At 44.5% G+C, this 23999-nt stretch carries 30 protein-coding genes; 1 reads left to right on the forward strand and 29 read right to left on the reverse strand.

The genetic code is table 11. The annotated features are described in order from the left end of the window. Positions 1 to 37 precede the first annotated feature (37 nt). The 9 genes from fabD to ACSBOP_RS13160 all read right to left on the reverse strand — a co-directional run bounded on the left by fabD (position 38) and on the right by ACSBOP_RS13160 (position 6605). Positions 38 to 970: an ACP S-malonyltransferase gene (fabD, locus tag ACSBOP_RS13120; protein WP_442600980.1), complete on the reverse strand. Its 933-nt coding sequence runs from the start codon at positions 968 to 970 to the stop codon at positions 38 to 40. Positions 971 to 987: 17 nt separating this feature from the next. After that, positions 988 to 1974, reverse strand: coding sequence for a beta-ketoacyl-ACP synthase III (locus tag ACSBOP_RS13125; protein ID WP_442604471.1), 987 nt, complete (start codon positions 1972 to 1974; stop codon positions 988 to 990). An 8-nt stretch (positions 1975 to 1982) separates the two neighbouring features. Next, on the reverse strand, positions 1983 to 2969 hold the full coding sequence (gene plsX, locus ACSBOP_RS13130) for a phosphate acyltransferase PlsX (RefSeq protein WP_442600981.1): 987 nt from the start codon (positions 2967 to 2969) through the stop codon (positions 1983 to 1985). A 167-nt stretch (positions 2970 to 3136) separates the two neighbouring features. Continuing rightward, the gene (gene moaD, locus ACSBOP_RS13135) at positions 3137 to 3370 is read right to left on the reverse strand and encodes a molybdopterin converting factor subunit 1 (RefSeq protein WP_442600982.1); all 234 of its coding nucleotides are present in this window, start codon (positions 3368 to 3370) and stop codon (positions 3137 to 3139) included. Further along, positions 3363 to 3833, reverse strand: a complete 471-nt coding sequence (locus ACSBOP_RS13140) for a molybdenum cofactor biosynthesis protein MoaE (protein WP_442600983.1) — start codon at positions 3831 to 3833, stop codon at positions 3363 to 3365. The genes moaD and ACSBOP_RS13140 overlap by 8 nt, the downstream gene beginning before the upstream one ends. Positions 3834 to 3884: 51 nt before the next feature. Further along, positions 3885 to 4448, reverse strand: coding sequence for a transcription factor FapR (gene fapR / locus ACSBOP_RS13145; RefSeq protein WP_442600984.1), 564 nt, complete (start codon positions 4446 to 4448; stop codon positions 3885 to 3887). A gap of 145 nt (positions 4449 to 4593) precedes the next feature. Beyond that, complete coding sequence (gene rpmF / locus ACSBOP_RS13150) at positions 4594 to 4767, reverse strand: 50S ribosomal protein L32 (protein WP_442600985.1); 174 nt, start codon at positions 4765 to 4767, stop codon at positions 4594 to 4596. Between the two features lie 50 nt (positions 4768 to 4817). Further along, on the reverse strand, positions 4818 to 5324 hold the full coding sequence (locus ACSBOP_RS13155; protein ID WP_442600986.1) for a YceD family protein: 507 nt from the start codon (positions 5322 to 5324) through the stop codon (positions 4818 to 4820). A 111-nt stretch (positions 5325 to 5435) separates the two neighbouring features. Continuing rightward, the gene (locus ACSBOP_RS13160; protein WP_442600987.1) at positions 5436 to 6605 is read right to left on the reverse strand and encodes a SepM family pheromone-processing serine protease; all 1170 of its coding nucleotides are present in this window, start codon (positions 6603 to 6605) and stop codon (positions 5436 to 5438) included. A 144-nt stretch (positions 6606 to 6749) separates the two neighbouring features. On the opposite strand from ACSBOP_RS13160, the gene ACSBOP_RS13165 reads away from it, so the two are divergent. Next, complete coding sequence (locus tag ACSBOP_RS13165; RefSeq protein WP_442600988.1) at positions 6750 to 8033, forward strand: nucleoside recognition domain-containing protein; 1284 nt, start codon at positions 6750 to 6752, stop codon at positions 8031 to 8033. On the opposite strand, the gene coaD is transcribed toward ACSBOP_RS13165, so the two are convergent. The 20 genes from coaD to ACSBOP_RS13265 form a co-directional block, all read right to left on the reverse strand. Next, positions 8030 to 8545: a pantetheine-phosphate adenylyltransferase gene (gene coaD / locus ACSBOP_RS13170; protein ID WP_442600989.1), complete on the reverse strand. Its 516-nt coding sequence runs from the start codon at positions 8543 to 8545 to the stop codon at positions 8030 to 8032. The genes ACSBOP_RS13165 and coaD overlap by 4 nt on opposite strands. An 11-nt stretch (positions 8546 to 8556) precedes the next feature. Next, positions 8557 to 9126 (reverse strand): 16S rRNA (guanine(966)-N(2))-methyltransferase RsmD, encoded by a 570-nt coding sequence (rsmD, locus tag ACSBOP_RS13175; protein ID WP_442600990.1) that lies wholly within the window; start codon positions 9124 to 9126, stop codon positions 8557 to 8559. A 403-nt stretch (positions 9127 to 9529) separates the two neighbouring features. After that, positions 9530 to 9628, reverse strand: coding sequence for a YjcZ family sporulation protein (locus ACSBOP_RS13180; RefSeq protein WP_442600991.1), 99 nt, complete (start codon positions 9626 to 9628; stop codon positions 9530 to 9532). Between the two features lie 89 nt (positions 9629 to 9717). Then, positions 9718 to 9978: a YqkE family protein gene (locus ACSBOP_RS13185; protein WP_442600992.1), complete on the reverse strand. Its 261-nt coding sequence runs from the start codon at positions 9976 to 9978 to the stop codon at positions 9718 to 9720. 61 nt (positions 9979 to 10039) lie between these two features. Continuing rightward, complete coding sequence (locus ACSBOP_RS13190; RefSeq protein ID WP_442600993.1) at positions 10040 to 10927, reverse strand: polysaccharide deacetylase family protein; 888 nt, start codon at positions 10925 to 10927, stop codon at positions 10040 to 10042. Between the two features lie 82 nt (positions 10928 to 11009). Beyond that, positions 11010 to 11306 (reverse strand): DUF6509 family protein, encoded by a 297-nt coding sequence (locus ACSBOP_RS13195; protein ID WP_442600994.1) that lies wholly within the window; start codon positions 11304 to 11306, stop codon positions 11010 to 11012. Between the two features lie 93 nt (positions 11307 to 11399). Continuing rightward, positions 11400 to 11981 carry a YdeI/OmpD-associated family protein gene (locus ACSBOP_RS13200; protein ID WP_442600995.1) on the reverse strand — a complete coding sequence of 194 codons (582 nt, stop codon included), beginning with the start codon at positions 11979 to 11981 and terminating at the stop codon, positions 11400 to 11402. Then, on the reverse strand, positions 11966 to 12535 hold the full coding sequence (locus ACSBOP_RS13205) for a nitroreductase family protein (protein WP_442600996.1): 570 nt from the start codon (positions 12533 to 12535) through the stop codon (positions 11966 to 11968). The genes ACSBOP_RS13200 and ACSBOP_RS13205 overlap by 16 nt, the downstream gene beginning before the upstream one ends. A gap of 147 nt (positions 12536 to 12682) precedes the next feature. Beyond that, positions 12683 to 13369 carry an SOS response-associated peptidase gene (locus ACSBOP_RS13210; protein WP_442600997.1) on the reverse strand — a complete coding sequence of 229 codons (687 nt, stop codon included), beginning with the start codon at positions 13367 to 13369 and terminating at the stop codon, positions 12683 to 12685. A gap of 138 nt (positions 13370 to 13507) precedes the next feature. Further along, positions 13508 to 14950, reverse strand: a complete 1443-nt coding sequence (locus tag ACSBOP_RS13215; RefSeq protein WP_442600998.1) for an NAD-dependent succinate-semialdehyde dehydrogenase — start codon at positions 14948 to 14950, stop codon at positions 13508 to 13510. A 29-nt stretch (positions 14951 to 14979) separates the two neighbouring features. Then, a complete protein-coding gene (paaD, locus tag ACSBOP_RS13220; RefSeq protein ID WP_442600999.1) occupies positions 14980 to 15471 on the reverse strand; it encodes a 1,2-phenylacetyl-CoA epoxidase subunit PaaD in 492 nt (163 codons plus the stop codon). A gap of 15 nt (positions 15472 to 15486) precedes the next feature. Continuing rightward, positions 15487 to 16329: a 1,2-phenylacetyl-CoA epoxidase subunit PaaC gene (gene paaC / locus ACSBOP_RS13225; RefSeq protein WP_442601000.1), complete on the reverse strand. Its 843-nt coding sequence runs from the start codon at positions 16327 to 16329 to the stop codon at positions 15487 to 15489. 2 nt (positions 16330 to 16331) lie between these two features. Beyond that, complete coding sequence (gene paaB / locus ACSBOP_RS13230) at positions 16332 to 16679, reverse strand: 1,2-phenylacetyl-CoA epoxidase subunit PaaB (protein WP_442601001.1); 348 nt, start codon at positions 16677 to 16679, stop codon at positions 16332 to 16334. A gap of 12 nt (positions 16680 to 16691) precedes the next feature. After that, positions 16692 to 17639 carry a 1,2-phenylacetyl-CoA epoxidase subunit PaaA gene (gene paaA / locus ACSBOP_RS13235; RefSeq protein WP_442601002.1) on the reverse strand — a complete coding sequence of 316 codons (948 nt, stop codon included), beginning with the start codon at positions 17637 to 17639 and terminating at the stop codon, positions 16692 to 16694. A 137-nt stretch (positions 17640 to 17776) separates the two neighbouring features. Continuing rightward, positions 17777 to 18607: a phenylacetic acid degradation operon negative regulatory protein PaaX gene (gene paaX, locus ACSBOP_RS13240; RefSeq protein ID WP_442601003.1), complete on the reverse strand. Its 831-nt coding sequence runs from the start codon at positions 18605 to 18607 to the stop codon at positions 17777 to 17779. Between the two features lie 74 nt (positions 18608 to 18681). Next, positions 18682 to 20121 (reverse strand): dihydrolipoyl dehydrogenase, encoded by a 1440-nt coding sequence (gene lpdA, locus ACSBOP_RS13245; RefSeq protein WP_442601004.1) that lies wholly within the window; start codon positions 20119 to 20121, stop codon positions 18682 to 18684. Beyond that, complete coding sequence (locus ACSBOP_RS13250) at positions 20121 to 21353, reverse strand: dihydrolipoamide acetyltransferase family protein (protein ID WP_442601005.1); 1233 nt, start codon at positions 21351 to 21353, stop codon at positions 20121 to 20123. The genes lpdA and ACSBOP_RS13250 overlap by 1 nt, the downstream gene beginning before the upstream one ends. Before the next feature lie 53 nt (positions 21354 to 21406). Further along, positions 21407 to 22390: an alpha-ketoacid dehydrogenase subunit beta gene (locus ACSBOP_RS13255; RefSeq protein WP_442601006.1), complete on the reverse strand. Its 984-nt coding sequence runs from the start codon at positions 22388 to 22390 to the stop codon at positions 21407 to 21409. Next, on the reverse strand, positions 22387 to 23475 hold the full coding sequence (gene pdhA / locus ACSBOP_RS13260) for a pyruvate dehydrogenase (acetyl-transferring) E1 component subunit alpha (RefSeq protein WP_442604472.1): 1089 nt from the start codon (positions 23473 to 23475) through the stop codon (positions 22387 to 22389). The genes ACSBOP_RS13255 and pdhA overlap by 4 nt, the downstream gene beginning before the upstream one ends. 110 nt (positions 23476 to 23585) lie before the next feature. Further along, positions 23586 to 23990, reverse strand: coding sequence for a thioesterase family protein (locus ACSBOP_RS13265; protein WP_442601007.1), 405 nt, complete (start codon positions 23988 to 23990; stop codon positions 23586 to 23588). Positions 23991 to 23999 lie beyond the last annotated feature (9 nt).

The following is a 23999-nucleotide window of genomic DNA, read 5'->3' on the forward strand; positions in this document are numbered from 1 at the left end:
ATGTTTACCCCCTCTATCATCTACACGCTAGTTGCTCTTATTGTTCAGCTGCAAATTGCTGAGCAGCTTCAAGTGAACCAATTGATACTGTTCTTAATGAACGATCAACTTTCTTGATTAACCCTGCTAATACAGAGCCAGAACCTAGCTCAATGAATGTATCCACACCTTGTGCAGCAAGATAAGCTACAGTGTCTTCCCATAGAACAGGGGAGTAAACTTGCTGTACAAGCAGCTTACGGATCTCATCTGGTGATGTCACAGGACTCGCTGTCACGTTAGCAACAACAGGTATAGATGCTTCAGACATCGATACACCACCTAGTGTCTCTGCAAGACGCTCAGCAGCAGGCCTCATTAATGAAGAATGGAACGGCCCGCTCACTTCTAGCGGAATTACACGTTTCGCACCCGCTTCCTTACCACGTGCCACAACTCCGCTTACTCCTTCACTAGATCCCGATACAACAATTTGACCTGGACAATTGATGTTAGCAAGTTCAACAAGACTACCAGTACGTGCAATATCTGCACAAAGTTCTGCCAAAGCCTGTCGCTCCGCACCAAGAACAGCAGCCATAGCTCCTTGTCCACTTGGTACTGCCTGTTCCATAAATTCACCACGTGCGCGAACTGTGCGAACAGCATCTTCAAAGGAAATGACACCTGCAGCCACAAGTGCACTATATTCACCCAAGCTATGACCCGCAACATAATCAGGTACAATGCCTTTTGCTTTAAAAACTTCTAGACAAGCTACACTCATCGTTAGCAGCGCAGGTTGTGTGTTGTATGTGATTTTAAGATCAGCTTCAGGACCCTCGAACATGAGCTCGGAAAGTTTAATCCTGAGTGCTTCATCCGCACGGTCAAAGAATGCTTTCGATTCTGAGTGAGAAGCATATAAATCTTTTCCCATACCTACAGACTGGGAACCTTGTCCCGGAAATACAAATGCGATTTTACCCATAAGATCAGACGTCTCCTCTACCAATTAATGACTGAAGCACCCCAAGTAAGTCCGCCGCCGAATCCAACGAGTACAATGCAATTACCCTCTTGAATACGACCGCTCTCAACCGCCTCGGCTAATGCGACAGGAATAGAAGCCGCTGACATGTTACCGTATTTATCCAGATTCATCATACATTTATCTTCAGTTAAATCCAATCGATTTAATGCCGATTGAATAATTCTAATATTTGCTTGATGTGGAACGAGTAAATCAATATCTGATTTCGTTTTGCCTGCTTTGCGAAGTGCTTCCTCTGCTGCATTACCCATAATACGTACAGCAAACTTGAACACTTCACTACCAGCCATATAAATATAGTGCATCTTACCATTCACAGTTTCAAGGGAAGATGGGTAGCGCGAGCCGCCGCCCGCAATTTTCAATAGTTCGCCACCTGAACCATCTGCTCCAAGCTCAAAAGATTGGAAGCCGCGACCTTCAGTCGTTGGGCCTAAGACAACTGCACCTGCTCCATCTCCGAACAGGATACATGTATTACGGTCTTCATAGTCCGTAATTTTCGATAGACACTCTGCGCCGATAACAAGTGCATACTTATATGTGCCTGTCGCAATAAAATTAGAGGCATTCGCTAGACCGTAAATAAAACCGGAGCAAGCCGCCGAAATATCATAAGCAGCTGCCTTTTTCGCACCAAGCTTCGTTTGCAAAATGCAAGAAGTCGATGGGAATGACATATCCGGTGTAATCGTTGCGACAACAATCAAATCAAGCTCTTCAGCGCCGATACCAGCATTTTTAAGTGCCTCTTGAGCAGCTTCAAAAGCTAAATCGGAGGTTGCTTGATTAGGTGCTGCAATGCGGCGCTCACGAATACCCGTACGCGTGACAATCCACTCGTCATTCGTCTCAACCATTGATTCCAATTCCTGATTCGTAAGCACACGCTCAGGTACATACTTACCTGTTCCTAATATCCCTACCGGGGTTAATTGCATCATTTCTCTCACTTCCCCTGACTGATTTCCTTTGAAATAGTTCCAACTAAATCGTTTTGGATCGCAATTCGCGCTTGGCGTACAGCATTTTTAATCGCTACTGCATTTGAAGATCCATGACTTTTTAGTACCAAACCATTCGTTCCTAAAAGTGGTGCCGCACCATGCTCTTTATAATCGAACTTTTTAAATTGTGATAAACCAGGCTTCATGATCAGTGCCGCAATCTTCGTAAGTGCAGATCGCTTAAACTCCTTCTTCAACATAGACAGCAGTGTTCCTGCTGCTCCTTCAAGAGTTTTTAACATAATGTTACCTGCGAAACCATCACATACAATTACATCACATGATCCTTGCAAAATAGTCTTCGATTCGACATTGCCCACAAAGTGAACCGGCGCTTCTTCAAGTAAAGGGTATGCACCCTTCGTTAGTTCATTTCCTTTCATCGCTTCGGTCCCGACATTAAGAAGACCAACACGCGGTTTTACAATTCCATGAACCTTCTCACGATATACACTCCCCATTACTGCATATTGCTTCAGCTGCTCCGGAGTTGCATCCATGTTAGCGCCAAGATCAAGAGCAAGTACGCCTTTCCCATCCATTGTCGGGATCATTGGCGCAAGTGCCGGTCGTTCAATCCCTTGAATGCGACCTACAACAAGTAAACCCGTTGTCAGTAAAGCACCTGTATTTCCAGCAGAAATCATTGCTTCTGCTTCACCATCTTTAACTAGTCTACCCGCGACTACCATCGAGGCATCCTTTTTTCGACGCACTGCCTTTACAGGCTCATCATCTGGTCCGATAACATCCGTGGTATGTTCAATTGTTACATTCGCAGGAAGATTAGGTGATATCGCTAGAATTTGATCACGATCACCGACTAAGATCAGACTAATATCTGACCATTCCTTCGCTGCCGTTATAGCACCTTCTACAATTGCTTGCGGTGCATGGTCGCCACCCATGACATCAATTGCTATCCGCATACTCATCCTCCTAAGTGGTTGCTCCAAACCTGCTTAATTGACCCTTTGAAGGTATCATTTTCGTAGGTGAGTCAACCCTTTCCCAAAAAATGCACTTAATGTTCATCATATCATGCTCATAAAAAGAAGGTCAAAATAATAATATGTAAACCGCGCAGTGAAGATGTTTAGCCCCCGCTTACAGGCGGTATAAATGCGACCACTTGCCCGCTTACAACCTCTTGTTTATCATCGGCAAATTGCTCATTTACTGCGACCATCATAGGTGCATTTTCATGCATACCATACCTTTGATTCATATATTGCTTCAATTCACCAATCGTCATCCGATCCTGGTCAATCACGATTTCTCCTGATCCAACCATTTCCTTCATCTGGGCAAAAAGCAGCACTTTAATCATGATGATCTTCCTTTTCCGGTTGTCCCGATGGGTATGGTGTTCGTTCAAGCTGATCGCCTATCCACATCTCGCCATCTGTCCAGTGTTCTTTTTTCCATATCGGTACAATTTCCTTAATTCGCTCTATCGCATAACGATTTGCCTCATATGCCTCAGCACGATGCGCAGTCGCAACAGCAATCACTACTGCGATATCACTGATCTCTAGTCTACCAATCCGATGCCAAATTGCAGTTATCGTGCCCGGCCATCGAACTTCGATCTCATCACCAATCTGGCGTAGTTTATTCACAGCCATCTCTAGATATGCTTCATATTGTAAAAATAGAGTCTGCTTCCCTTGCGTCATCTCCCGTACAGTTCCTGTAAAGGTAAGCACAGCACCTGCATTGCGGTGTATGACGGTCTTGGAAACAGTATCTATAGATAAAGGCTCTGTTGTAATGCCAAATCGCTCTATCATAACGGCATGACCCCAATCGCTATAATTTCTATGAATTGGCAAAAGAGTCGTTTACACGCTGCTCATCGAGTGAACAATGACGAATGTGCCTTCAAACACCCTCTCATCGCCTACGTAAGTAATAACTTCTACCTTTGCTTTCCCTTTAGATATCGACCGAACGTACGCTTTCGCAATACACTTCTCTCCTAGCCTAACGGAACGAATAAAACGAATGTTAGCTGAACCTGTCAGTGCAATTTCATCATTAATGACCGCAACAGCAAGTGAATTAGCCTGTGAAAAAATATGATGTCCTCGCGCAATTTGCGTTCTGGAGAAAACATGTTCTTCTTTCAGTTCGAAAATTGAAATACCACTCTTATCTAGCTGTAAATCTATAACTTCACCAATGATTTCGCTAAGCGGTAATGAGCGAACTTGATCATAAGATTGTTCCGCCATCTGTTTAATTCGTTCTCGCAGTTCAGGAATCCCAAGTTCAAGTCGATCCAGACGAACCGTTTGGATGCTCACTTCAAAGCGCCGCATTAACTCTTCATCCGTCATAAACGGATTGTCAGTAATTGCTTGCTGGAGTTCTTGCTGTCTTTGCCGTTTGGGAAGACGTGCCATAAGGAGCACCCCCTTGTCATGTATAAGGAACTTCTATTACCAGATCCTAAAGTGTAGTATATATAAATTGTGTCGAAAAGGAAAGTCTTCCATTACATAAAAAAATAGTACTCCATCCAAGGATGAAGTACTATTCTTCTCGGCATTACGCCTTAACGATTTCTCTGCCTTTGTACGTTCCGCAGTTTTTGCAAACGCGATGAGAAATTTTCAATTCTCCACACTGTTCGCATTTTACCATTCCTGGTACTGCTAATTTAAAGTGAGTACGGCGCATGTCGCGGCGAGTTTTAGACGTTCTTCTCTGAGGTACTGCCATATGTTCCCACCTCCTTCACAAAATTCACATTGCTGTTGTTGTGCATGGTTTCATTGCTTAAAAAAATCAGCTAGTCCCGCTAGTCGAGGATCAATGTTATCTTCTTTGCAGCCGCATTCCCCTTCATTACGGTCATGACCGCATGTTGGACATAACCCAGGGCAATCCGACTTGCATAGCGGTACATAAGGCAGCTCAACAAGTACATTTTCCACTACATAAGGCAATAAATCAACCTTATCCTCCGTCACGAGGTGCATGTCCTCCGACTCGTCACCGTCGATCGTATCCGGTTGCTGAGTAAAAAGCTCCCGAAATGGGATATGGAGCGATTGCTTAGCGGGTCCTAAACAACGTGAGCAGCTCTGTTCGAGCTCCAAATCCATCGTTCCGTCTACTTCAACAACTCCACCAACATGACTTGCACGAAGATTAAGCTGTAAGGGGCCGAAAGTTAATACGTCTTTACGGCCGTTCAAAGTTGAAGAGAGATCAACTTGACCTGTAATTGGAACCGCGTGTTCTTTGGCGGCTAATTCTTTAATGTTTAATAGCATGACGATCACTCCAAACAAACAAAAATAATTATATCGATTTTTTGAGTCTTTTGTCAACCTGATAATGCAAATCATAGACAAAAATGAGAGAATACCGAGGCTGTAAATTGTTTATTGTGTAGACAAACTTTCCAAGTACTTTAATGCCTCTTCCATCGTGCCAATTGGCACAATTTTCATTTTAGTTCCCATATCTTTCGCTCTTTCTAATGCCTCTGAATAGTTATCCACTTTTTGACCATTTGCAGCGACATACTCTTTGGGTGCAAAAAAGATCTCCGCTCCTTCTCGAGATGCAGCAACAACTTTATGCTTGATCCCGCCGATAGGACCTACTTTACCATCTACAGTTATCGTTCCTGTACCCGCTATTTTATGCCCCTTCGTAATGTCGCCCGCCACAAGCTGATTATAGATCTCCAGCGCGAACATTAGGCCTGCAGATGGCCCTCCAATCTCTCCTGCGTGTACTTCAACCTGTTTCTCTGGTTGGTCCGCACGAATGGATTGGACATCTGCAAGCTTCGTGATGCCAAGACCTACCCGTTTGGGAGCTGTAGTACTAGTTGGAGCCGGGCTTACAGATGTATCATCAGGCAATACAGCAAGAGCTACAGAAGCCGTGTTCGGTTTTCCACCTCGTGTATACGTAACTTGAACAGCATCACCTTCTTTTTTGTTCTCCAACGCTTTAAGCAAGTCCGCTGCCGATGATATTGTTATCCCATCAATCGCTGTAATGATGTCCCCGCTACGCAGCGTTGATGCAGCGGGCATACCCTCGATGATTCGCATCGTCATCACACCATCACCTGAAATATGATAAGGTACTTTCGCAGCATTGTAAGCAGCTTGGATTGCGCTGCTCTGAGACGACATCATCACATATTGCTGCCGATGCGCATATTCATCTTCCGACTCTCCTGGCTGAAACAAATCTTTTCTCAAATGCAGTTCTTCGTAAGGATGTACCAAAGCGACTAAATATTTAATCACATTTGTGCTCGCCACAAGAACAGTCGTAAGCATAAGCGACCCTTTTTCCTCATCTGATCCACCTTTTACGGTTACCATCGGACGAACTTGCTCTGCTGTTCCTGGCTTATAAATCACATAAGGCAACCGAATAAATACAAGTACATATACGAGAATTATTCCAATAATGACCGAGGAAATGATCCGCGAATTTGATGGTTTTTTCTTTACCGGTCGTGGTTGATAGCCCGCCCCTTCTTGGATCGATTCATGTGTTGACGGCTCCTGCTCTTCCCGATCTGACATCGATCATCTCTCCTCTATAAAGTTGTCCCAATGCTCAGGGTACTTCTATATTATGTAACGAGGGCTTGGTCTAAACGATTTTTTTAGGCGTAAATATGTACGAATACATATTTCAATTCATCCTTTACATATGGAGTGATTCACATGCCTAATTTGAATCGAAAAATCGTCTCCCAAAAACGCGGCACGTTGCTATTAGGCCTTACATCTGCTGCCTGCGTAGCTGTTATTATCGCATTTCCAGACCAAGCTTTTCAAGCTTCACTTCATGGATTGCAAGTCTGGTGGAAATATGTTTTCCCAGCACTGCTGCCTTACTTTATTCTAACCGAATTGTTAGTAGGACTTGGGATACTGCATGGAATCGGTGCTATTCTCGATCCCCTGCTTCGTTTACTGCTTCGTTTACCAGGTGTTAGCGGATGGGCCATTACGACTGGCGCCATGAGCGGCTTTCCTACCGGGGCTAAAGCAACAGCCTTACTCCGCAAAGAGAAGCTCATTGATCAGGATGAGGGTGAACGATTAGTAGCATTATCACACCTAGCATCCCCCGTTCTCATTTTGTCCGTTATTGGTGTCTCTTTTTTCACAAGTCCTGCTATTGGTGGTTTCTTGCTTGTTATTCATTATTTAGCTGCCATCCTAATCGCTATTCTGAGTTTTCAACGAGTAGTAAAAATAAAACGACGTAACTCTAGCAAGGAAGAAAAACAAATGGATGGGAATCAAACACACCGCGGAACTATCGGTTCCCCTCTAGCAGTGATGAAAGCAGCCTATATGCATGATGGACGTTCATTCGGAAAACTACTAGGTGACTCGGTCACAATCTCAGTCGGAAATCTTATGGTGATCGGCGGTTATATCTTGATGTTCTCCGTGTTACTCCATGCTCTAACCATGTCAGGGCTTATTGCTGGCGTCGTGGCTCTACTTGGGGCAATTGTACCGCAAAGCGCTGCCGCACCCCTTAGCACAGCCATAAGCGCCTTAATGAGTGGTATCTTCGAGCCGCATCTTGGTGCCTACGCGTGGAGTCAGAGTGGCCTACCTCTCATGTGGCAGGTCGCAGGTGTCGCCTTCGTACTCGGCTGGGGCGGCTTCTCCGTGCACGCACAGGTGCGCGCGTTAACGCAGGAAACGGACCTTCGGTACGGTCCGTTTCTGCGCTTTCGCCTGCTGCATGGCATGCTGGCGGCGGTGTTGACGGTCGCCCTGTGGCGACCGTGGTTTGCGCTGGGCTATGGCAACAGCCTGCCCAGCTTCTTGAACGCCGCGGCCTCGAACGCCGCACAGGAGCAGGCCACAGCCTATGGCATGTGGCCGATGATGCAGCAGGTAGCGATTATGTTGGTACTACTTCTTACCGCATCCTGCTGCATATCTCTTTTACTTCGCGCCTTATATCTTGCTAAGCGTAATTAGATTTTATTAGGAGGAGAGGGAAACTTCGTACGAAGTGCTTCTTCAACCTCAGGTGATACAAGCTCAGAAACTGGCCCATGGAACTTTGCAATTTCTCTTACAATCGATGAACTTAAGTAGGAGTATTGCGGTGTAGATGTCATAAAGAACGTCTCCACTTCATCACTCAATTTACGATTTGTAGATGCCATCTGCAGCTCGTATTCAAAATCAGATACGGCACGCAATCCTCTTACAATGACATGCACTTGGCGCTGCTTCATATAATTCACAAGCAAATCCCTAAACCCATCAACTTCAATATTCGTTAAATCTTTCGTCGATTGACGAAGCAGTTCCATCCGTTCTTCTAATGTGAATAACGGATTTTTGGACGTGTTATTAAGTACAGCAACAATAAGTTTATCAAACACCTTAGCAGCTCGATGAATAATATCTAGATGTCCGTTCGTTACTGGATCAAAGCTTCCCGGATATACGGCAACCCGCATGTTTTTCACTGGTTGTTCCATAATGATACCCTTCACTCCTTATGAGATGAATCTAAATAGTTATATATGGTTACAGCAATTTCGCCGTAATCAGAACGTCGATTGCTAACGCAGTTTCCAATATGCATTGGCAATTCATCTTCTGAGTCGGTTTCCACAACGATGATCGCATCTTCTGCCAATAGCTGCCCTTCTTCTAGAGCTATCATCAATTCTTCGATTATTTTCAACCGATAAGGCGGATCCAAAAATACGATATCAAACTTCATCCCTCGCTTCGCGAGCAGCTTAATAGCTCGATTCGCATCATTACGATAAATTTCCGCCTGTTCGCGCAGCCTCGTCACATCCAAGTTATGTACGACTGTATCCACACTTTTCTTATCCATATCGATAAAAATCGCTTTGTCCACTCCGCGGCTTAGCGCTTCAATTCCCAGACCACCCGTACCTGCAAACAAATCTAGTGCTGTACCACCGTCAAAATAGGGTCCAATCATTGAGAATATTGCTTCTTTTACCTTATCTGTTGTCGGACGTGTGCCCATACCCGGCACTGCCTTTAGTGATCTTCCTCTAGCCTTACCTGAAATGACTCTCACGTTCGTTTGTCTCCTATTTCTGCTTGAATTCTCTATTATCGTAACACATTCTTGAGGAATTACACAAAAACATAAAATACGATTCCTTATAAAATATTTAACTCTAACCGCGTATATATTCACTGCAAATCGTCAATCCTTATAACATCGACATCAAAAATGTCGTAGACAACCGCGGAGAAGACTTACGTTTCCCCATAAGCTCTTCGTCCGGTTTCTCCTCTCCCATGAAGGAGCCATCGTGAGATGGCTCCAGATAAAAGCCCTTGTTAGTAAACCTAACGAGGGCTTTTATCTTTTTATTTTCCTCTGGGTGGCAGAAAAGGTGGGAAAACAAAGCCGCCTCTATTCGCAATAGTGGCGGTATGGGGTTATATCACGATCTATTCCTATTGAATATCGCCTAACTGAAACAAGTACAAGAGATAATAACTAAAAGAATAAATAATACAAGAATAGATCCTGTGGAAGTAGACCCTCCAAATCCAACAACTTCACCCATGGTTACATCCCCCTCTCCATCCGGTTATTGGCATCATATGTCCAATATGTCCAATTGTTTGGATGTTTGTACGGGGTCCATTAAGAAAACTATTTATATTTTTTCCAATCCATTTTACTGTTCTCAAGCAAATGTCCAAAATCGTTATCTAGGCGTTTGCGCTCTGCCTTCTTCGCTTCCTCGGCTTGTTCTCTAATCGCTGCTTTACGCTGGTCTTCTGCTGCTTTCAACTCAGTCGACCGTGCTTGAAGCTGCTCCAATACATCTGAACGAAGCAAATCCTTTAAAGTGGATGGTTGTTCTTGAGAAGCAGACTTTGGAACTACTGATTGTCTTGGTTTCTTCGCCATCGTGTTCACCTCTTTATTAACCTTATTCCCTCATTATAACACGATTGTGCTCAATCTGAACTTATTCAAGCGGGTATGCTGACAACTTCACGAATATAACCCCAGTTTTCTTCAGTTTGGGAACGGCTTTCATAACCCCCTCTGCCGTGCTTTTCTCTGGGTGATTCATATGACAAAGCACAATAGATCCGGACTTAGCTTGGGACAATGCTTGATCAACTTGCTCGGCATTAAAAGTTGCTCCCGCATCACCTAACACGTTGAAATTCACTACTTGCATTCCAAGTGCATTCACAACTTTTACAGCTATTTCGTCATAATAAGCCGTACCCGAACGAAAAAACTGCGGACGACGACCTGTTAATGCTTCTATTTTATCAGCGTTCATTTGCACCTCATCTATAACTTCTCCAACGTTTTTCGTACCCCGAATGTTATAAATGGACTTCCCTGTCACAGACAAAGGTCGATGTTCATGTCCATGATTCTCTAATTCGAATAGAGGATTTGCTGCTAACCGTTGAAAAAGTTCAGGATTCGCATCGATCCAGCGTGCATTAATGAATAAGGTCGCAGGAATTTTTTCTTGCGTGAGATAATCGATCAGCTCCTTATCATATCCATTACCTGCTGGGCCGCCCCCACAAGCGTCAAAAGTTAAGGCGATGGCTTTATCTTTTGTTTGTAATCTTGTTCGCACACCTGTGACTTTCTCTCCCCATTGCGTAGGAGATTTATCCGCAAACTGGTCGATAATCTTCTGTCTGTCTAGTGAATGATCTGGTGACGATACAGGTGTAGCAAATGGAGTTGAAACGGGGGATGAGGTTGGACTAACAGTTGGGCTTATTGATCCTTTCTGAGCTTGTCCACTACTAACGGAGCAACCAACAAGAAAGACAACTGCAACGGATAAGACGATTCGTGCACGGTACAATCTTTTTATCATAGCTATCTGCCACCTTTACAAATAAAAAGGATAACTAAATCCGATGATCACCCAGATTTACTTATCCCTCACTCATTTTTATCTATTCAACGGCTTGGATTAACTTCTCTTTACAGAAAGCATCGAGTACAGCAGCTTCTTCATCTTCCAGTTCAAAATCGAGAATTTGCTCCGTTTCACGTTCTATTATTTCGTGCTTGATCATTTCAGTCTTATTTTCATCTACACGATAAACAGCTCTTACATATAAACCTTTATCAGAATGAAGTTCATCATCCTCAGGAACCTCAATATCAACTAAAAATTCATAACGCTCTCCAGTTAAGATACCAAATGGATCTTTGATTAATTCCACACTATAGCCTGTAATCGTCAGCATACCCGTCACTCCTTCTCATATCTGCCTTCATTATACATCAATTCGAGAGGAAGGAAAGATTGACGAAAATTCACTTTGAACCTCATGTTATCTTTACATGCGCTTACCTTCGGTTGAAACTGCAATTAATTGCGACAGCCGCTTCAATCTCGTCTCTTCCTTCTTCGCGCTGATAACCCACCATATTAATTTCTTACGATAAGATTCAGCCTGCTTCATAAAAAAGTCCCAAGCCACACTGTTCGCACGAAACTGTTGTTCCGAAGCATCATCTAATTTCAAATCTCCCTGTTCATAGGAATAAACGACAGATTTCTTTGTAGAGCGCTTCTCAAATGCTTGCTGTCCTTCTGCTTGCATCCGTCCTTGATTCGTTAAGTGTTCCACGCGTTCAATATTGACTGCACTCCAGATACTGCCTGGTTTACGCGGCGTAAATCGGATCTTGTAGCTTACCTCGTCAATACCTTTACGCAAGCCATCAATCCAACCTACACACAGTGCTTCATCCACTGACTCTGGCCATGTCATACTAGGTTTACCCGAATTTATTTTATAAAATCCGACCCATTGTTCTTGTTTATCCTGATGATGCGCTGTAAGCCATTGCCTAAAATCTAAAGGTGTCGCGAAAAATAGAATCGACTCATTCATTCCAATTAGGAGTTTAACCAAACTGTTTTATCTTGAAACGAGACACGTTTGCCTTGCGGCTGATCCATGTCTGGATATCCTACATATACAAACCCAACCATTTGTTCTCCTGCATTAAGACCAAAGGCTGCGGACATCTTCTCATGATAAGTTGGGTCACCTGTACGCCATACTGCACCCAAGCCTAAAGCATGTGCAGTTAATAGCATATTTTGAACTGCTGCATGTGCTGCTGCCATCTCTTCGATCCATGTAGCATCTGGAGAAGGTGTTGCGGCAATTCCAATAATGACTGGTGAACGGAAAGCCTTTTGTGCATGTTTACTACGGAATTGCTCCAAAAGCTCACCTGCAAGCTCATCATCTTGACCTTCAAGAGCAATGTCTGCATATGCTTGTCCAAGTACATTACGGCCTTCCCCCGTCATTACAAAAAAGCGCCAAGGTTCTGTCTTCTTATGATTCGGCGCCCAAGTCGCCGCCTCCAACATTTCTTCGATTAACTTTGGATCTACTGCATCTGGTTTTACTTTTCCTATACTGCGTCTATTTTGAATCGCTTCTTTAATATTCATTATTTTCTCAGCTCCAAATCATTCGTATTTTCAGATTTAATTATAAATCGAGTGATTCCTACATGTAAATGATTCTCAATAAATATGAAATAAATTTTACATACTATTCAAAAATATCCATGGTCACAATTTCGATTGGGGCTTATATCAAAATAGTGTATCCATGCCGCAAGGCTCAATGAGTGAAGGGCGATCATTGGATACATGACCTACTTGCTGTGATACGGGGTAAGCGTGCATGTCTGCAGCAGGAAAGGGAACGAGTACCTTTTGCAAGAGTGAAGCGTCTTGAACATCACGGTTTAACCATAACTGTTCGTTCTCTCGGCTCACAATGACCGGCATGCGATCATGAATAGGCGCGACAACCTCATTCGAAGATGTTGTAATAATGGTGCACGAGCTGATCTTACGACCATCCGCAGCCACCCAAGTATCATATAAACCTGCCATTGCAAAAAGACCGCCGCTCTTCATCACAATTCGCATCGGCTGCTTGTCCCGTCCAATTCGCTGCCAATCATAGAATCCATCCGCAGGAATTAAGCAGCGTTTACGAAAAAAAGGAACGCGAAAGGCAGGCTTTTCCAGCAACGACTCTGCTCTTGCATTGATCATTTGGAAACCAATCTTCTCATCCTTCACCCATTTCGGAATTAATCCCCAGCGCAACGGACCTAGACGATTATGCTGCCCATCATGAATAATCGCCGGCAGCATTTGTCCGGGTGCAAGATTGTATCGAGGTTCATATTGAACAGGTCTGTCCCCATATATAGAGAATCGCAGCATGAGTTCTTCCTCTGTTACTGTGATCGTGTACCTACCGCACATGCGACTACCCCTCCTGGATAAAATTTATATCATGATTAATTGGTAATATTATACCAATTTTTATAAACCCATATTTTATTTCCCTTAAAAAATAAAAAGGACAGCCCCTTTCTATAAGGAACTGTCCTTTGTTATGACTTACACTGTAATTGAAACAAATTTCGTTTCTAAAAATCCATCCATGGCGTAAACTCCGCCTTCACGGCCAATTCCACTTTCTTTCATTCCACCGAAAGGTGCTTGTGTCTGAGTCGGAACACCGTCATTGATGCCTACAATCCCATACTCCAACTGCTCTGCTACTCGGAAGCAGCGGCTTACATTCTCGGAAAATGCATAAGCAGCAAGACCATAATTCGAATTATTCGCCATTGCAATTGCGGATGCTTCATCTTTAAAAGAAATGATCGGAATGACAGGACCAAACGTTTCTTCATATACAATTTTCATATCCTCTGTCGCATTGACAAGGACTGTCGGCTCGATAAAAAAGCCTCTACCGTAATCCCCTTCGATCAATCTACTACCGCCATGCGCGACGCGCGCACCTTGCGCTTTGGCATCTTGAATCTGATCCAATACTTTGCTTAAGCCACGTTCATTAATTAACGGCCCAATCTCGGTATCTTTTTTCCTGCCATCTCCAACCTTAGCCTTTTTCAATCGATCCACCAATTTTTCGGTAAAAGATTCCACGATCGCTTCATGCACATAGAGGCGATTCGCGCTAATGCATGTTTGACCGCAATTACGGAACTTGCTCTCAAATAATCCTTCAACAGCTGCATCTATATTCGCATCGTCAAATACGATAAATGGCGCATGTCCGCCAAGCTCCATACTTACACGCTTGACTTGCTTGGCTGCACCTTCCATCAACAATTTACCTACACGCGTCGATCCTGTAAATGTTATTTTACGAACCTTCGGATTGTCGATAAATGCTTGACCGACTGACTCAGGTTTGCCCACAACCATATTCACGACACCTTTTGGGAAACCTGCTTGCTCGAATAGCTGGAATAAACGAATCGCGCTGAGTGGTGTGCTCTCTGCTGGCTTCCATACAACGGTGCAACCTGCTGCTAGTGCTGGTGCAAGTTTGCGAGCCGCCATATTAACTGGGAAATTCCAAGGGGTAATGGCTGCTACAACGCCAACGGGTTGACGCAGAACCATGATCCGTTTATTGGGAACTGAAGAAGGTACAGTTTCACCATAAACTCGCTTCGCCTCTTCTGCATACCACATAAAATTATCTGCGGCACCGAGCACCTCGCCCTTCGCTTCACGAAGGGGCTTCCCCATCTCCATCGATACGATCTCAGCTAACTCATCCCGATGATTACGTACAAGTTCATATAAATTGTATAGGTATTTAGAGCGCTCTCTGGCTGTCAATTGCGACCAACTAGAAAAGGCTGCATGTGCAGCATCTATCGCTTTGTCTGCATCACGGCCATCACCATAGCTAACAACACCTACATGATCTCCCGTAGCAGGATTGATGACAGCAAGCGTTTCTCCGCTTACTGATTCTGACCATTCACCGTTAATGAACATTGATTTCATATCTTCCATATTTGAACACCTCCATGAAAATTCGGCTATTACACCGGTTTTAACGCTTCAAATGGATTCTTACATTGTTTGCAATATAAAATGCTGCGACATGCCGCCGGTCCGAATAGGTTATCTAAGGTTGTATACAAAGAGTTGCAATAAGGACATTCAATTTCCCATGGATCATCGGGGCGGATATTTCTTGGAGGCGGGGCAATCCCGAATTGTCTAAGCTTCTCCCTTGCCGCATCATTAATTCGATCTGAGGACCATGCAGGGTCATGAATAAAGTTAACATGGACTTCCCTTACACCGTCAACACCTGTCAACTTCCCGACAATCGCATTGCGCATTATGTCTAGAGCAGGACACCCCAGAAAAGTAGGTAAAACTTCAATCGTGATGATTCCATCATGGTCGTATACAGAATGAATCATTCCCATCTCCACCATGCTGACAGGTGGAATCTCAGGATCTTTCACCTCATCTAATAACTGCCACAATAATTGCTGACGTTGTACACCTTCATTTACTTCCAATTCAGATGCACTCCTTTACCAATTCGCAGTCGGATCAAGTTTGTATACTTCGGATAAATTAGCAAGTGCGCTTGCAAGCTCTTCCGTATGCTGACATGCGCGACCGTCTATCTTGGATGCTTGCGGTTCTCCTAGCCATGCGATACCTATTGAAGCGAAAGCGTCTTGCACCTTTTTGTAAAAGCGTTCCTGCAATACGACTTCTGCATCCATGAGACCACTTGCTGCAATCCCTGCGCCATGCGGTCCTTGGCTTAACAAACCATGCAGATCTTGCCAAACTTTCTCGATGGCTTGAGCCATACGCGTATAAGCTTCTTCTGTACTGTTTGCCAGCTGACTCATCCAAATTTGCCAATGCATCATATGATAGCGATGCTCCGTTATCATTTTTCGTGCAAGATGAGCTAGTGGGATAAATGATGACTGTATCAATGATTCCAAACGAATCTGTTTGACCATGCCATAAATGTAAAAGCGCACAATGGCATACATCCAATCATAGTGAGGTTGATTCAGATAATCCCCTGAGCCGTTTACTCGTTCTACCAGCACTGCATTGCGGAATTGCTCGGGTGGTCTAAGCTGTGCTAAGGCATCTGCATTCCCTGCTCCCAACTCTTCAAGTAAGGAGTAAAACATTACCGCATGACCCATCATATCTTGCGACATGGATGAGAACGCAACATCTTCTTCTATATGCGGCGCAAGCCCTAACCATTCCGATCCTCGATAAGCGAGAATGAAATCATCATCTGCTAATTGAAACAATAACTCCTTTAAAGCAACTGCATATTCTGGACGCTGATTGGCACGACCAACCGTTTCAACCGTTCCGATTCGTTCGTTAATGTCCATCGTCAACCATCCTTTAGTTCATTCAACTTATTTTGCTCATAACGTTCCTTATGATGGCGCCATTTGGTCTGTAAATCGCCATAGCCTTTCGTTTCTCGGTAGCTTTTGTTATCAAGTCGCTCCAAGTATTGACGCTCTTCAGGGGGAAGTTCATAAATATCATCCCGCTTGACGACCCAGATATTATCACAAGCTTCGCGTCGCAAGAAATTTTCACGTGCCATTGCCATTGCGATCTCATGATTCGGAGCAAGTAAGCTAAATTGGTGAGTGAAATGAGAAGAAGATGATTTTCGATTGAACACTTCAAATACGATGAACGATTTCGGGTCATTTCGTTGATTTTCCACACTTTCTCCCCCTTAAACCGCTTGATGCTGCTTCGCCATAAGGGCATCCCGCACCCATTTGGCATCTTCATAGGATAATTTCCTTAACTGTAAGCGCTGATCCGAACAAGGCCCATGACCGCTGACGATCCGCTTGAACTCATCCCAGTCTGGCTGCTCGTAGTGCCACATTTTGGTGGCTGAATCGTAATGAATCGTATCATCTGGTAAAGTCAGTCCGAGATGGAAAATACGTGGAACATATTTCGTCAAAAAGATTTGTCGCAGCTCCTCATTCGTCTGGGTACGAATCTTATATTGGATATTCATCTGCTGGTTACTGGAAATCTTCCCGTTATCAGGTGGGCCAAAGAACATGAGCAGCGGTATCCACCAACGTGTAACTGCATCTTGAAGCATTTGGAATTGTGCAGGTGTACCCTCCGCAAGAGTAAGTACGATGCTTTCACCATGTTGGGCATGGAACTTCTCTTCGGCACAAATACGAGTTAAAGCGCGGGCATAGGGAGCATAAGAGGATTCAAGTGACATCGTCTGGGTGATAATCGCCGCTCCATCTACGAGCCATCCGATTATTCCCGCATCTGCCCAAGTGGTAGCAGGCATGTGGAACACGTTATGAAACTTGAGCTTGCCTGTAAACAAATCATTCATGAGGTCTTCACGGGTTTTACCAAGCGGCGCGAGCAAGTCCTCCACGACACGCAGCAGTAATTGACCGTGCCCCATCTCATCTTGTACTTTAGCCATAATGGCAAGTTTACGCCGCAGTGTCGGTGCTTTCGGGACCCACTCTTTTTCCGGCAATGCACCCATGATTTCACTAATGGCATGCATGGAAATTAATTTAATGAGCTGTTTGCGATAATCGTCTGGCATCCAATCGTCTGCTTCGATTTTCTCGCCTCTATCGATCCGATCAAGAAAATGTTGAAGCTGATTTGCCTCTAATTCGCTCATTTACATCACGCTCCATTTATATAACGTTCAATTAACGTAATAATATCATTGTGTTATGTTAAATAAAAAGAGGTCTTCGTTTACTTTTGAGTGTGGTTAAAAAGTTTCCGAAAAACCTCCATGTTGATCTTATGATGCTAGTTCTTATCAGGGGCATTTTCATATAAATGGAGAAAATATCGTTTGGCTCCAGGATCAAGCCATGCATAATAACGACGGAATAACTCATTAGCTTCATGCCCCATCCAGAAATCAGGCAGCAGTTCTTTAGGCAAGCTTGGATCGATGAAAAGAAACTTCCGATATTCATGAACAAGCTGCGTCTTCACGACAAAACACTCACTGTCTGATATGTCTTGATTATATTGGACTTGTTCTTGCAGCTTCTCGAACTGCGGACGATACACATGAATAAATTCCTCGTAGGCCGCATTGATCTTATCTAAGCTCCAACACTTTGCAACTAGCTCCTGTTCGGTACTCATTCCGATATGCTCGGAGCTAAAAACTTCAACACAATCTGTAATCTCATATGCTTCTGCTATTTCTTTCACTCGATCAGCTAAGTTGTTGGGACTAATCCAAAGGCTGTTTGCAAGCATTCCAAAACCTAACCAAGACAACTCTTTACGTAATTGATCACGCATCGCACGCTTATTCTCAGGAATGCTGTATGTCGCCATATGCCACTTGCCATCCCACGGACTTGGCGTCTGTTTATAGATCCGAGCACCCGCTTCATCCAGACGCTTCTTCCCTCTCGATGTCATTGAATAATAGGAACGATTCCCGATTTTTCTTGCGGTTAGCCACCCTTGACTCACGATTCGAGAGATCGCCACACGAACGGCTTGCTCTGACATGCCAAAATTCGCCATTAAACGCGTTAGGCTGCCAACCCAAATTTCCCCACCGTGGTGACGAACGTATTCTCCATATATGGTAAAAAGCAATGATTGTGGCTTCAACTTGATTCAGCTCCATTCGACAATTTCCGCAATTTGGTACACATTCGTTTATTATACCAACAAATATAGGTGTGTTAAAGAATGGAGTGTTCCTTGTTCACAACATGAATGGCGTGCCCCAACGCTGCTTCAGCTGCTTCTAACCACACTTCGCTAAGTGTCGGATGAGGGTGCATTGTCAAACTAATATCCTCCACTCGGGCGGCCAATTCAAGCGCTAGTACACCTTCACCAATTAAGTTCGATGCATCATCACCTACAACATGCATACCCAGAAGCATGTGACTTTGTGCGTCCACAATCACTTCTGCAAAACCAGCAGTTGCGTCTACTGCCATAGCGCGCCCATTCGCGCGATATGGAAAATGCCCGACCTTTATTCGGTATCCTTGTTGCTCGGCTTCCTCACGTGTCATGCCAACACCTGCAACCTGAGGTTCTGAAAAAATAACATACGGAATAAAAGTCGAATCCATGGCGCTTGAGAGTCCTCCGATCACTTCCGCAGCGATAATGCCTTGCCTAGTTGCGCGATGAGCAAGTGCAACCCCCGGTGTTATGTCCCCAATCGCAAAAATATGGGGTACTGTGGTACGACATTGCGCATTTACGGCCACATACCCACGTGCATCAACCTCAATTCCAAGCTGCTCTAAGCCAAGACCCTGTGTATTTGGAATACGACCAATGGTTACAAGTGTCTTTTCCGATGTAATCACATCATGATCTTGTTCTTCCGCATACACATGAAGAGCAACTTGACCGTCTTCGATCTCCGCCTTTTCCACTTTGGTTGAAGTGCGAATGACAATACCAAGCTTCTTCGCTTGCTTCTCCACTTCTTTGACCAAATGAGCAGATACTTGTGGAAGAATCCGGGACTCCATCTCGATGATCGTCACTTGGCAGCCTAGCTTAGCATAAGCCATTCCAAGTTCAATCCCGATATACCCGCCTCCGATAATCGATAAACACTTAGGTAACTCTGTTAATTGAAGCGCATCGCTGGAATCCAGTATATATGTCCCATCCACTTCTATAAAACCGGGGATAAAAGGACGAGAACCGGTCGCAATTATCGCTTGTTCGAACCTATAAGTTTGGAAATCTTTCTCCGTCTCCACACCAACACGATCTTTGGAAAAGAAAGTCGCGTGACCCTTCACGACAGTTACTCCGTTCTCCTGACATAGACGAACAATACCATTTTGAAGTGTCGTTACTGTACCTTCTTTCCAACTCTGCCAAGCACCCATATCAAAACAAGATTTGCCTTCTGGCAAATGAATACCCATTTTCCCTAATGAATCAAGCTTGTAAAATTGCTCTGCCGTGTGAATCAGCGCTTTGGATGGAATGCAGCCACGATTGAGGCATACACCACCCAAGGAGTCTTTCTCAACTAAAATAACGGACTTTCCAAGCTGCCCAAGACGAATCGCTGCCGCATAACCACCAGGACCACCGCCAATGACAATAACATCCGTTTCAATTGCAATTTCTCCGACTACCATTAGACCATCTCCACTATGAGCATTTCTGGATTTTCTAGTAGCTGCTTGATCCGGTTCGTGAACCGCACAGCCATCACACCGTCGATGATCCTGTGATCGAAGGAAAGTGACATATTCATCATGACTCGAATTGTACTTTCTCCGTGGCGAACAACATGACGGGGTTCCATCTTATGCAGAGCAAGAATGCCTACTTCAGGGTGATTAATGATAGGCGTCGCATATAGTCCACCAATTGCACCTACATTGCTCACCGTAAACGTTCCACCCGTAATTTGATTCAACGTCAGCTTGCCTTCCCTTGCTTGTGCAGCTAATGCGCTAATCTCTTCAGCTAATTGGAAAATCGTCTTGTGATCGGCGTGCTTAATGACCGGAACGATCAAACCTTCTTGCGTATCTGTGGCAATGCCAATGTGATAATACTGTTTCAAGATCATTTCGTTCGTCGAATCATCAATGGATGCATTCAGCATCGGAAATTCTTTAAGGGCGAAGCTTAGAGCTTTTATGAAAAATGGTAGAAATGTAAGCTTGATCGAACGCTGTTCAGCAACAGCTTTGAGCTTTTCTCGCATGACGAGTAAAGCGTCCATTTCGATTTCATCGACATGGGTAACATGTGGAATAATCGAGACAGATTTGACCATGTGCTCGGCGATCTTTTTGCGAATGCCCTTAATGGAATGACGCTGTTCCAGCTCCTCGCGCGGGCTGGTGATTGTGGAATAATTGACACTTGGTCCATTTAATGAAACATCGGAAGATGGAATAGCCGGTTGTTCATGCTTCAAACTTGCGGCATAACGCTGGACGTCCTCTTCGGTTATACGTCCTGATGATCCAGAAGCAGGTACTTGTTCAATATCGATCTTCATTTCCCTCGCTAATTGGCGAATGTACGGGGTAGCAAGCACGCGTCTGGATTTGGGAGCATGTAGGGATACCGTTTGTTTATCCTCTTCGACTACTACAGCAGCTGCCACTTCCGTTTCACTTGTATGGTCAATCACAAACATTGTTTGCCCAACTTGGACTGTATCTCCCTCTGCGAACATTATTTTTTTCACAATGCCCGTTACAGGAGACGATAGCTCCGCATTTACCTTGTCAGTCTGTACTTCAACAATGGGTTGATCCTTCTTGACATGATCGCCTTCTTTAACAAGCCACTTCGAAATCTCCCCTTCATGCATGCCTTCGCCTACATCGGGCAGCTTAAACTCCACCATGAATGCGATCCTCCTTACTTTGCCATGCTTGTTTTTTAACTAGAATTTCCTGTCTAAAAAAGGATCGTCTCTGCAATGCCTTGCTTGACACGATGCTCGGTTGGCAGGTAATCATCTTCTATCGAAAATTGCGGTACGGGAACATCAAAGCCCGTAATTCGTTTCACCGGTGCTCGTAAATAGACAAGGGCTTCATCATTAATCAAGGAAATAATCTCAGCACCGATCCCCATCGTTTTGTGCGCCTCATGAACGATTAACGCTCTACCTGTTTTTTTAACAGAGTCAATAATCGTATCTCGATCAAGGGGATATAGTGTCCGTAGATCGACGACTTCACATCGCCAGCCCTTTTCCTGCTCAATCTGCTTCGCCGCATTCATCGCTACCCGAATCATCGAACCCCAAGCAAATATCGAGACATCTTCACCTTCCTGTATGATCTTCGCTTTTCCAAGTGGTACTCGGTACATCTCTTCCGGTACTTCATCCTTGAACGCGCGATAGATCTTGGCAGGCTCCAGAAAAATAACAGGATCGGGATCTTCAATCGCAGCAATGAGCAACCCTTTTGCATCATATGGATTACTCGGAACGACCACTTTAAGTCCAGGTGTATGTGCAAAAAATGTCTCGATGCTTTCCGAATGCAGCTCAGGTCCACGAATCCCTGCACCATATGGTGTACGAATGACCATCCCTGCATGGAATTGCCCACGTGTTCGGAACCTCATTCTCGCTGCATGCGAGACGATCTGCTCCAGACCGGGCTGAATAAAAGCAAGAAATTGAATTTCGACTACCGGAATAAATCCACTAAGTGCGAGTCCAATCGAAGATCCGACAATGCCTGCCTCTGCAAGTGGTGTATCCACGACACGCTCGGGGCCATATTTTTCAATTAGCCCTTCTGTAGCTCGAAACACGCCCCCGTTCACACCAATATCTTGACCGAGGAGCATAACACGCTGATCTTCTTCCATTTTTTGATCCATCGCTTCGGTAATCGCCTGTATAATCGTAAACTTACGACTCATGTTCGTAATCCTCCCTGCGCGATCATCTGCTGCATTTGCATCTCCTGCTCACGAATTTGCCAAGGTGCCTCCGCATACACATGTTCGAACATAGCGGTAGGTTTCGTTTTGGGGTAGCTTTCAGCATCCATTAAGGCTGCTTCCACTTGATTACTTAACTTCTGGTGTAACTTCTCTTCAAGCAAATCATTCCACAAACCCTTTTTTTCAAGAAATAAGCGCAGGCGACGAATTGGATCCCGCTGGGTGCGCCACTGCTCAGATAGCACATCTTGATCCCGATATTTCTTCGGATCGTCCGCAGTCGTATGCGCGCCATAACGGAACGTTATCGCTTCAATTAATGTTGGACCTTTACCCGATAACCCGCGTTGTACTGCCTCTTTAACAGCGAGCCATACCGCAAATATGTCATTACCATCCACCCGAATCCCAGGAATATCATAAGCGGCAGCCCGTTGGGATATCGTTCTGGATGCTGATTGTTTGTCAAAAGGCACACTAATCGCATACCCATTATTTTGGCAAAAGAAAATGACCGGCGCGTTAAAAACACCTGCAAAGTTGAGCGCCTCATGGAAATCACCCTCTGAGCTTGCGCCATCGCCAAAGTAAGCAATGCTCACGTTGGGTTCTCCTTTCAGCTTACTCCCCCAAGCTGCGCCTACTGCATGAACCATTTGTGTCGCAATCGGTACGCACTGCGGCAGTATGCGCTTCCCCTCTGGACAAATACTGGCATCCATATGCCCCATCCAGTATAGAAAAACACGCTGCATCGGCTGACCATGTGTAATCGTTGCTGCATGATCGCGATACGTTGGGAACATCCAATCTTGTGGCGAAAGTGCCATTGCACTTCCAACTTGTGAAGCTTCTTGTCCCTCAAATGGTGCATAAGTTCCCATTCTGCCCTGTCTTTGCAAATGAATCGACTTTCGATCAAACAACCGCACCAGATTCATCTGCTCATACATGTTGACCATCAATTCTTGATCCAAATCTTCTCCTAACGGTTGTAAAAGCTCTCCATCTGGTGTCAGGACCTGAAACAAATCTGGCAATTCCTTGTCTGCTAACTTCATCTGATGCGTGATCGGTTCAACTGACTTCGTGGTTAATTTACCATCGGTCACCAAAACGCACGCCTCCCTTCGAGAACGATCCTTTTGTTAACGAATTACTTCTTATGACTCTAATGAACTTTTGCCTTCAACTGCTCAATTCGATCGACCATATCTTGTTTTTGAAAAATAGCTTGTGTGAACGTGCCCTTACCGACCATATTCTGATCCGTCTTCGCAATGACCTCACATACAAGTCTCTTGGACGTGAGGTCTGTGCATGTCGCTTGGAATGTGACTTCCTGCCCGACAACTGCAGGACCGATGTGCTTCACATCCATTGCAAGCCCTGCACCTTCTTCACCTTCTTCCAATAATGGAAGCAATAATTCACGACCTGCTAGCTCCATATAATAAATCATCGACACGGTCGACATGACATCATGAATGACTTGATCGTGAAACACTGGACGCATTTGCTCCGTGACTGTTACTGTAAGCATGGACGAGAACCCTACTTGTGGAACTAATTTCATCGTGAGATT

Origin of the sequence: Paenibacillus sp. KN14-4R, assembly GCF_052180255.1 — a bacterium.
Lineage (GTDB): Bacteria > Bacillota > Bacilli > Paenibacillales > NBRC-103111 > Paenibacillus_AM.

What these genes read in the sequence shown, in the direction of transcription:
- ACSBOP_RS13210 (WP_442600997.1), bottom strand. Translation starts at nt 13,369, where the DNA reads ATGTGCGGTAGGTACACGATCACAGTAACAGAGGAAGAACTCATGCTG.
- ACSBOP_RS13140 (WP_442600983.1), bottom strand. Translation starts at nt 3,833, where the DNA reads ATGATAGAGCGATTTGGCATTACAACAGAGCCTTTATCTATAGATACT.
- ACSBOP_RS13215 (WP_442600998.1), bottom strand. Translation starts at nt 14,950, where the DNA reads ATGGAAGATATGAAATCAATGTTCATTAACGGTGAATGGTCAGAATCA.
- ACSBOP_RS13250 (WP_442601005.1), bottom strand. Translation starts at nt 21,353, where the DNA reads ATGGTGGAGTTTAAGCTGCCCGATGTAGGCGAAGGCATGCATGAAGGG.
- ACSBOP_RS13165 (WP_442600988.1), top strand. Translation starts at nt 6,750, where the DNA reads ATGCCTAATTTGAATCGAAAAATCGTCTCCCAAAAACGCGGCACGTTG.
- paaC (WP_442601000.1), bottom strand. Translation starts at nt 16,329, where the DNA reads ATGGACATTAACGAACGAATCGGAACGGTTGAAACGGTTGGTCGTGCC.
- paaA (WP_442601002.1), bottom strand. Translation starts at nt 17,639, where the DNA reads ATGAGCGAATTAGAGGCAAATCAGCTTCAACATTTTCTTGATCGGATC.
- lpdA (WP_442601004.1), bottom strand. Translation starts at nt 20,121, where the DNA reads ATGGTAGTCGGAGAAATTGCAATTGAAACGGATGTTATTGTCATTGGC.
- ACSBOP_RS13205 (WP_442600996.1), bottom strand. Translation starts at nt 12,535, where the DNA reads ATGAATATTAAAGAAGCGATTCAAAATAGACGCAGTATAGGAAAAGTA.
- ACSBOP_RS13155 (WP_442600986.1), bottom strand. Translation starts at nt 5,324, where the DNA reads ATGCTATTAAACATTAAAGAATTAGCCGCCAAAGAACACGCGGTTCCA.
- ACSBOP_RS13180 (WP_442600991.1), bottom strand. Translation starts at nt 9,628, where the DNA reads ATGGGTGAAGTTGTTGGATTTGGAGGGTCTACTTCCACAGGATCTATT.
- rpmF (WP_442600985.1), bottom strand. Translation starts at nt 4,767, where the DNA reads ATGGCAGTACCTCAGAGAAGAACGTCTAAAACTCGCCGCGACATGCGC.
- coaD (WP_442600989.1), bottom strand. Translation starts at nt 8,545, where the DNA reads ATGGAACAACCAGTGAAAAACATGCGGGTTGCCGTATATCCGGGAAGC.
- ACSBOP_RS13125 (WP_442604471.1), bottom strand. Translation starts at nt 1,974, where the DNA reads ATGCAATTAACCCCGGTAGGGATATTAGGAACAGGTAAGTATGTACCT.
- pdhA (WP_442604472.1), bottom strand. Translation starts at nt 23,475, where the DNA reads ATGAAGTTAGCAGACAAGGAATTGCCAGATTTGTTTCAGGTCCTGACA.
- ACSBOP_RS13265 (WP_442601007.1), bottom strand. Translation starts at nt 23,990, where the DNA reads ATGAAATTAGTTCCACAAGTAGGGTTCTCGTCCATGCTTACAGTAACA.
- ACSBOP_RS13185 (WP_442600992.1), bottom strand. Translation starts at nt 9,978, where the DNA reads ATGGCGAAGAAACCAAGACAATCAGTAGTTCCAAAGTCTGCTTCTCAA.
- ACSBOP_RS13255 (WP_442601006.1), bottom strand. Translation starts at nt 22,390, where the DNA reads ATGAGTCGTAAGTTTACGATTATACAGGCGATTACCGAAGCGATGGAT.
- ACSBOP_RS13160 (WP_442600987.1), bottom strand. Translation starts at nt 6,605, where the DNA reads ATGTCAGATCGGGAAGAGCAGGAGCCGTCAACACATGAATCGATCCAA.
- fapR (WP_442600984.1), bottom strand. Translation starts at nt 4,448, where the DNA reads ATGGCACGTCTTCCCAAACGGCAAAGACAGCAAGAACTCCAGCAAGCA.
- plsX (WP_442600981.1), bottom strand. Translation starts at nt 2,969, where the DNA reads ATGCGGATAGCAATTGATGTCATGGGTGGCGACCATGCACCGCAAGCA.
- fabD (WP_442600980.1), bottom strand. Translation starts at nt 970, where the DNA reads ATGGGTAAAATCGCATTTGTATTTCCGGGACAAGGTTCCCAGTCTGTA.
- ACSBOP_RS13195 (WP_442600994.1), bottom strand. Translation starts at nt 11,306, where the DNA reads ATGCTGACGATTACAGGCTATAGTGTGGAATTAATCAAAGATCCATTT.
- moaD (WP_442600982.1), bottom strand. Translation starts at nt 3,370, where the DNA reads ATGATTAAAGTGCTGCTTTTTGCCCAGATGAAGGAAATGGTTGGATCA.
- ACSBOP_RS13190 (WP_442600993.1), bottom strand. Translation starts at nt 10,927, where the DNA reads ATGATAAAAAGATTGTACCGTGCACGAATCGTCTTATCCGTTGCAGTT.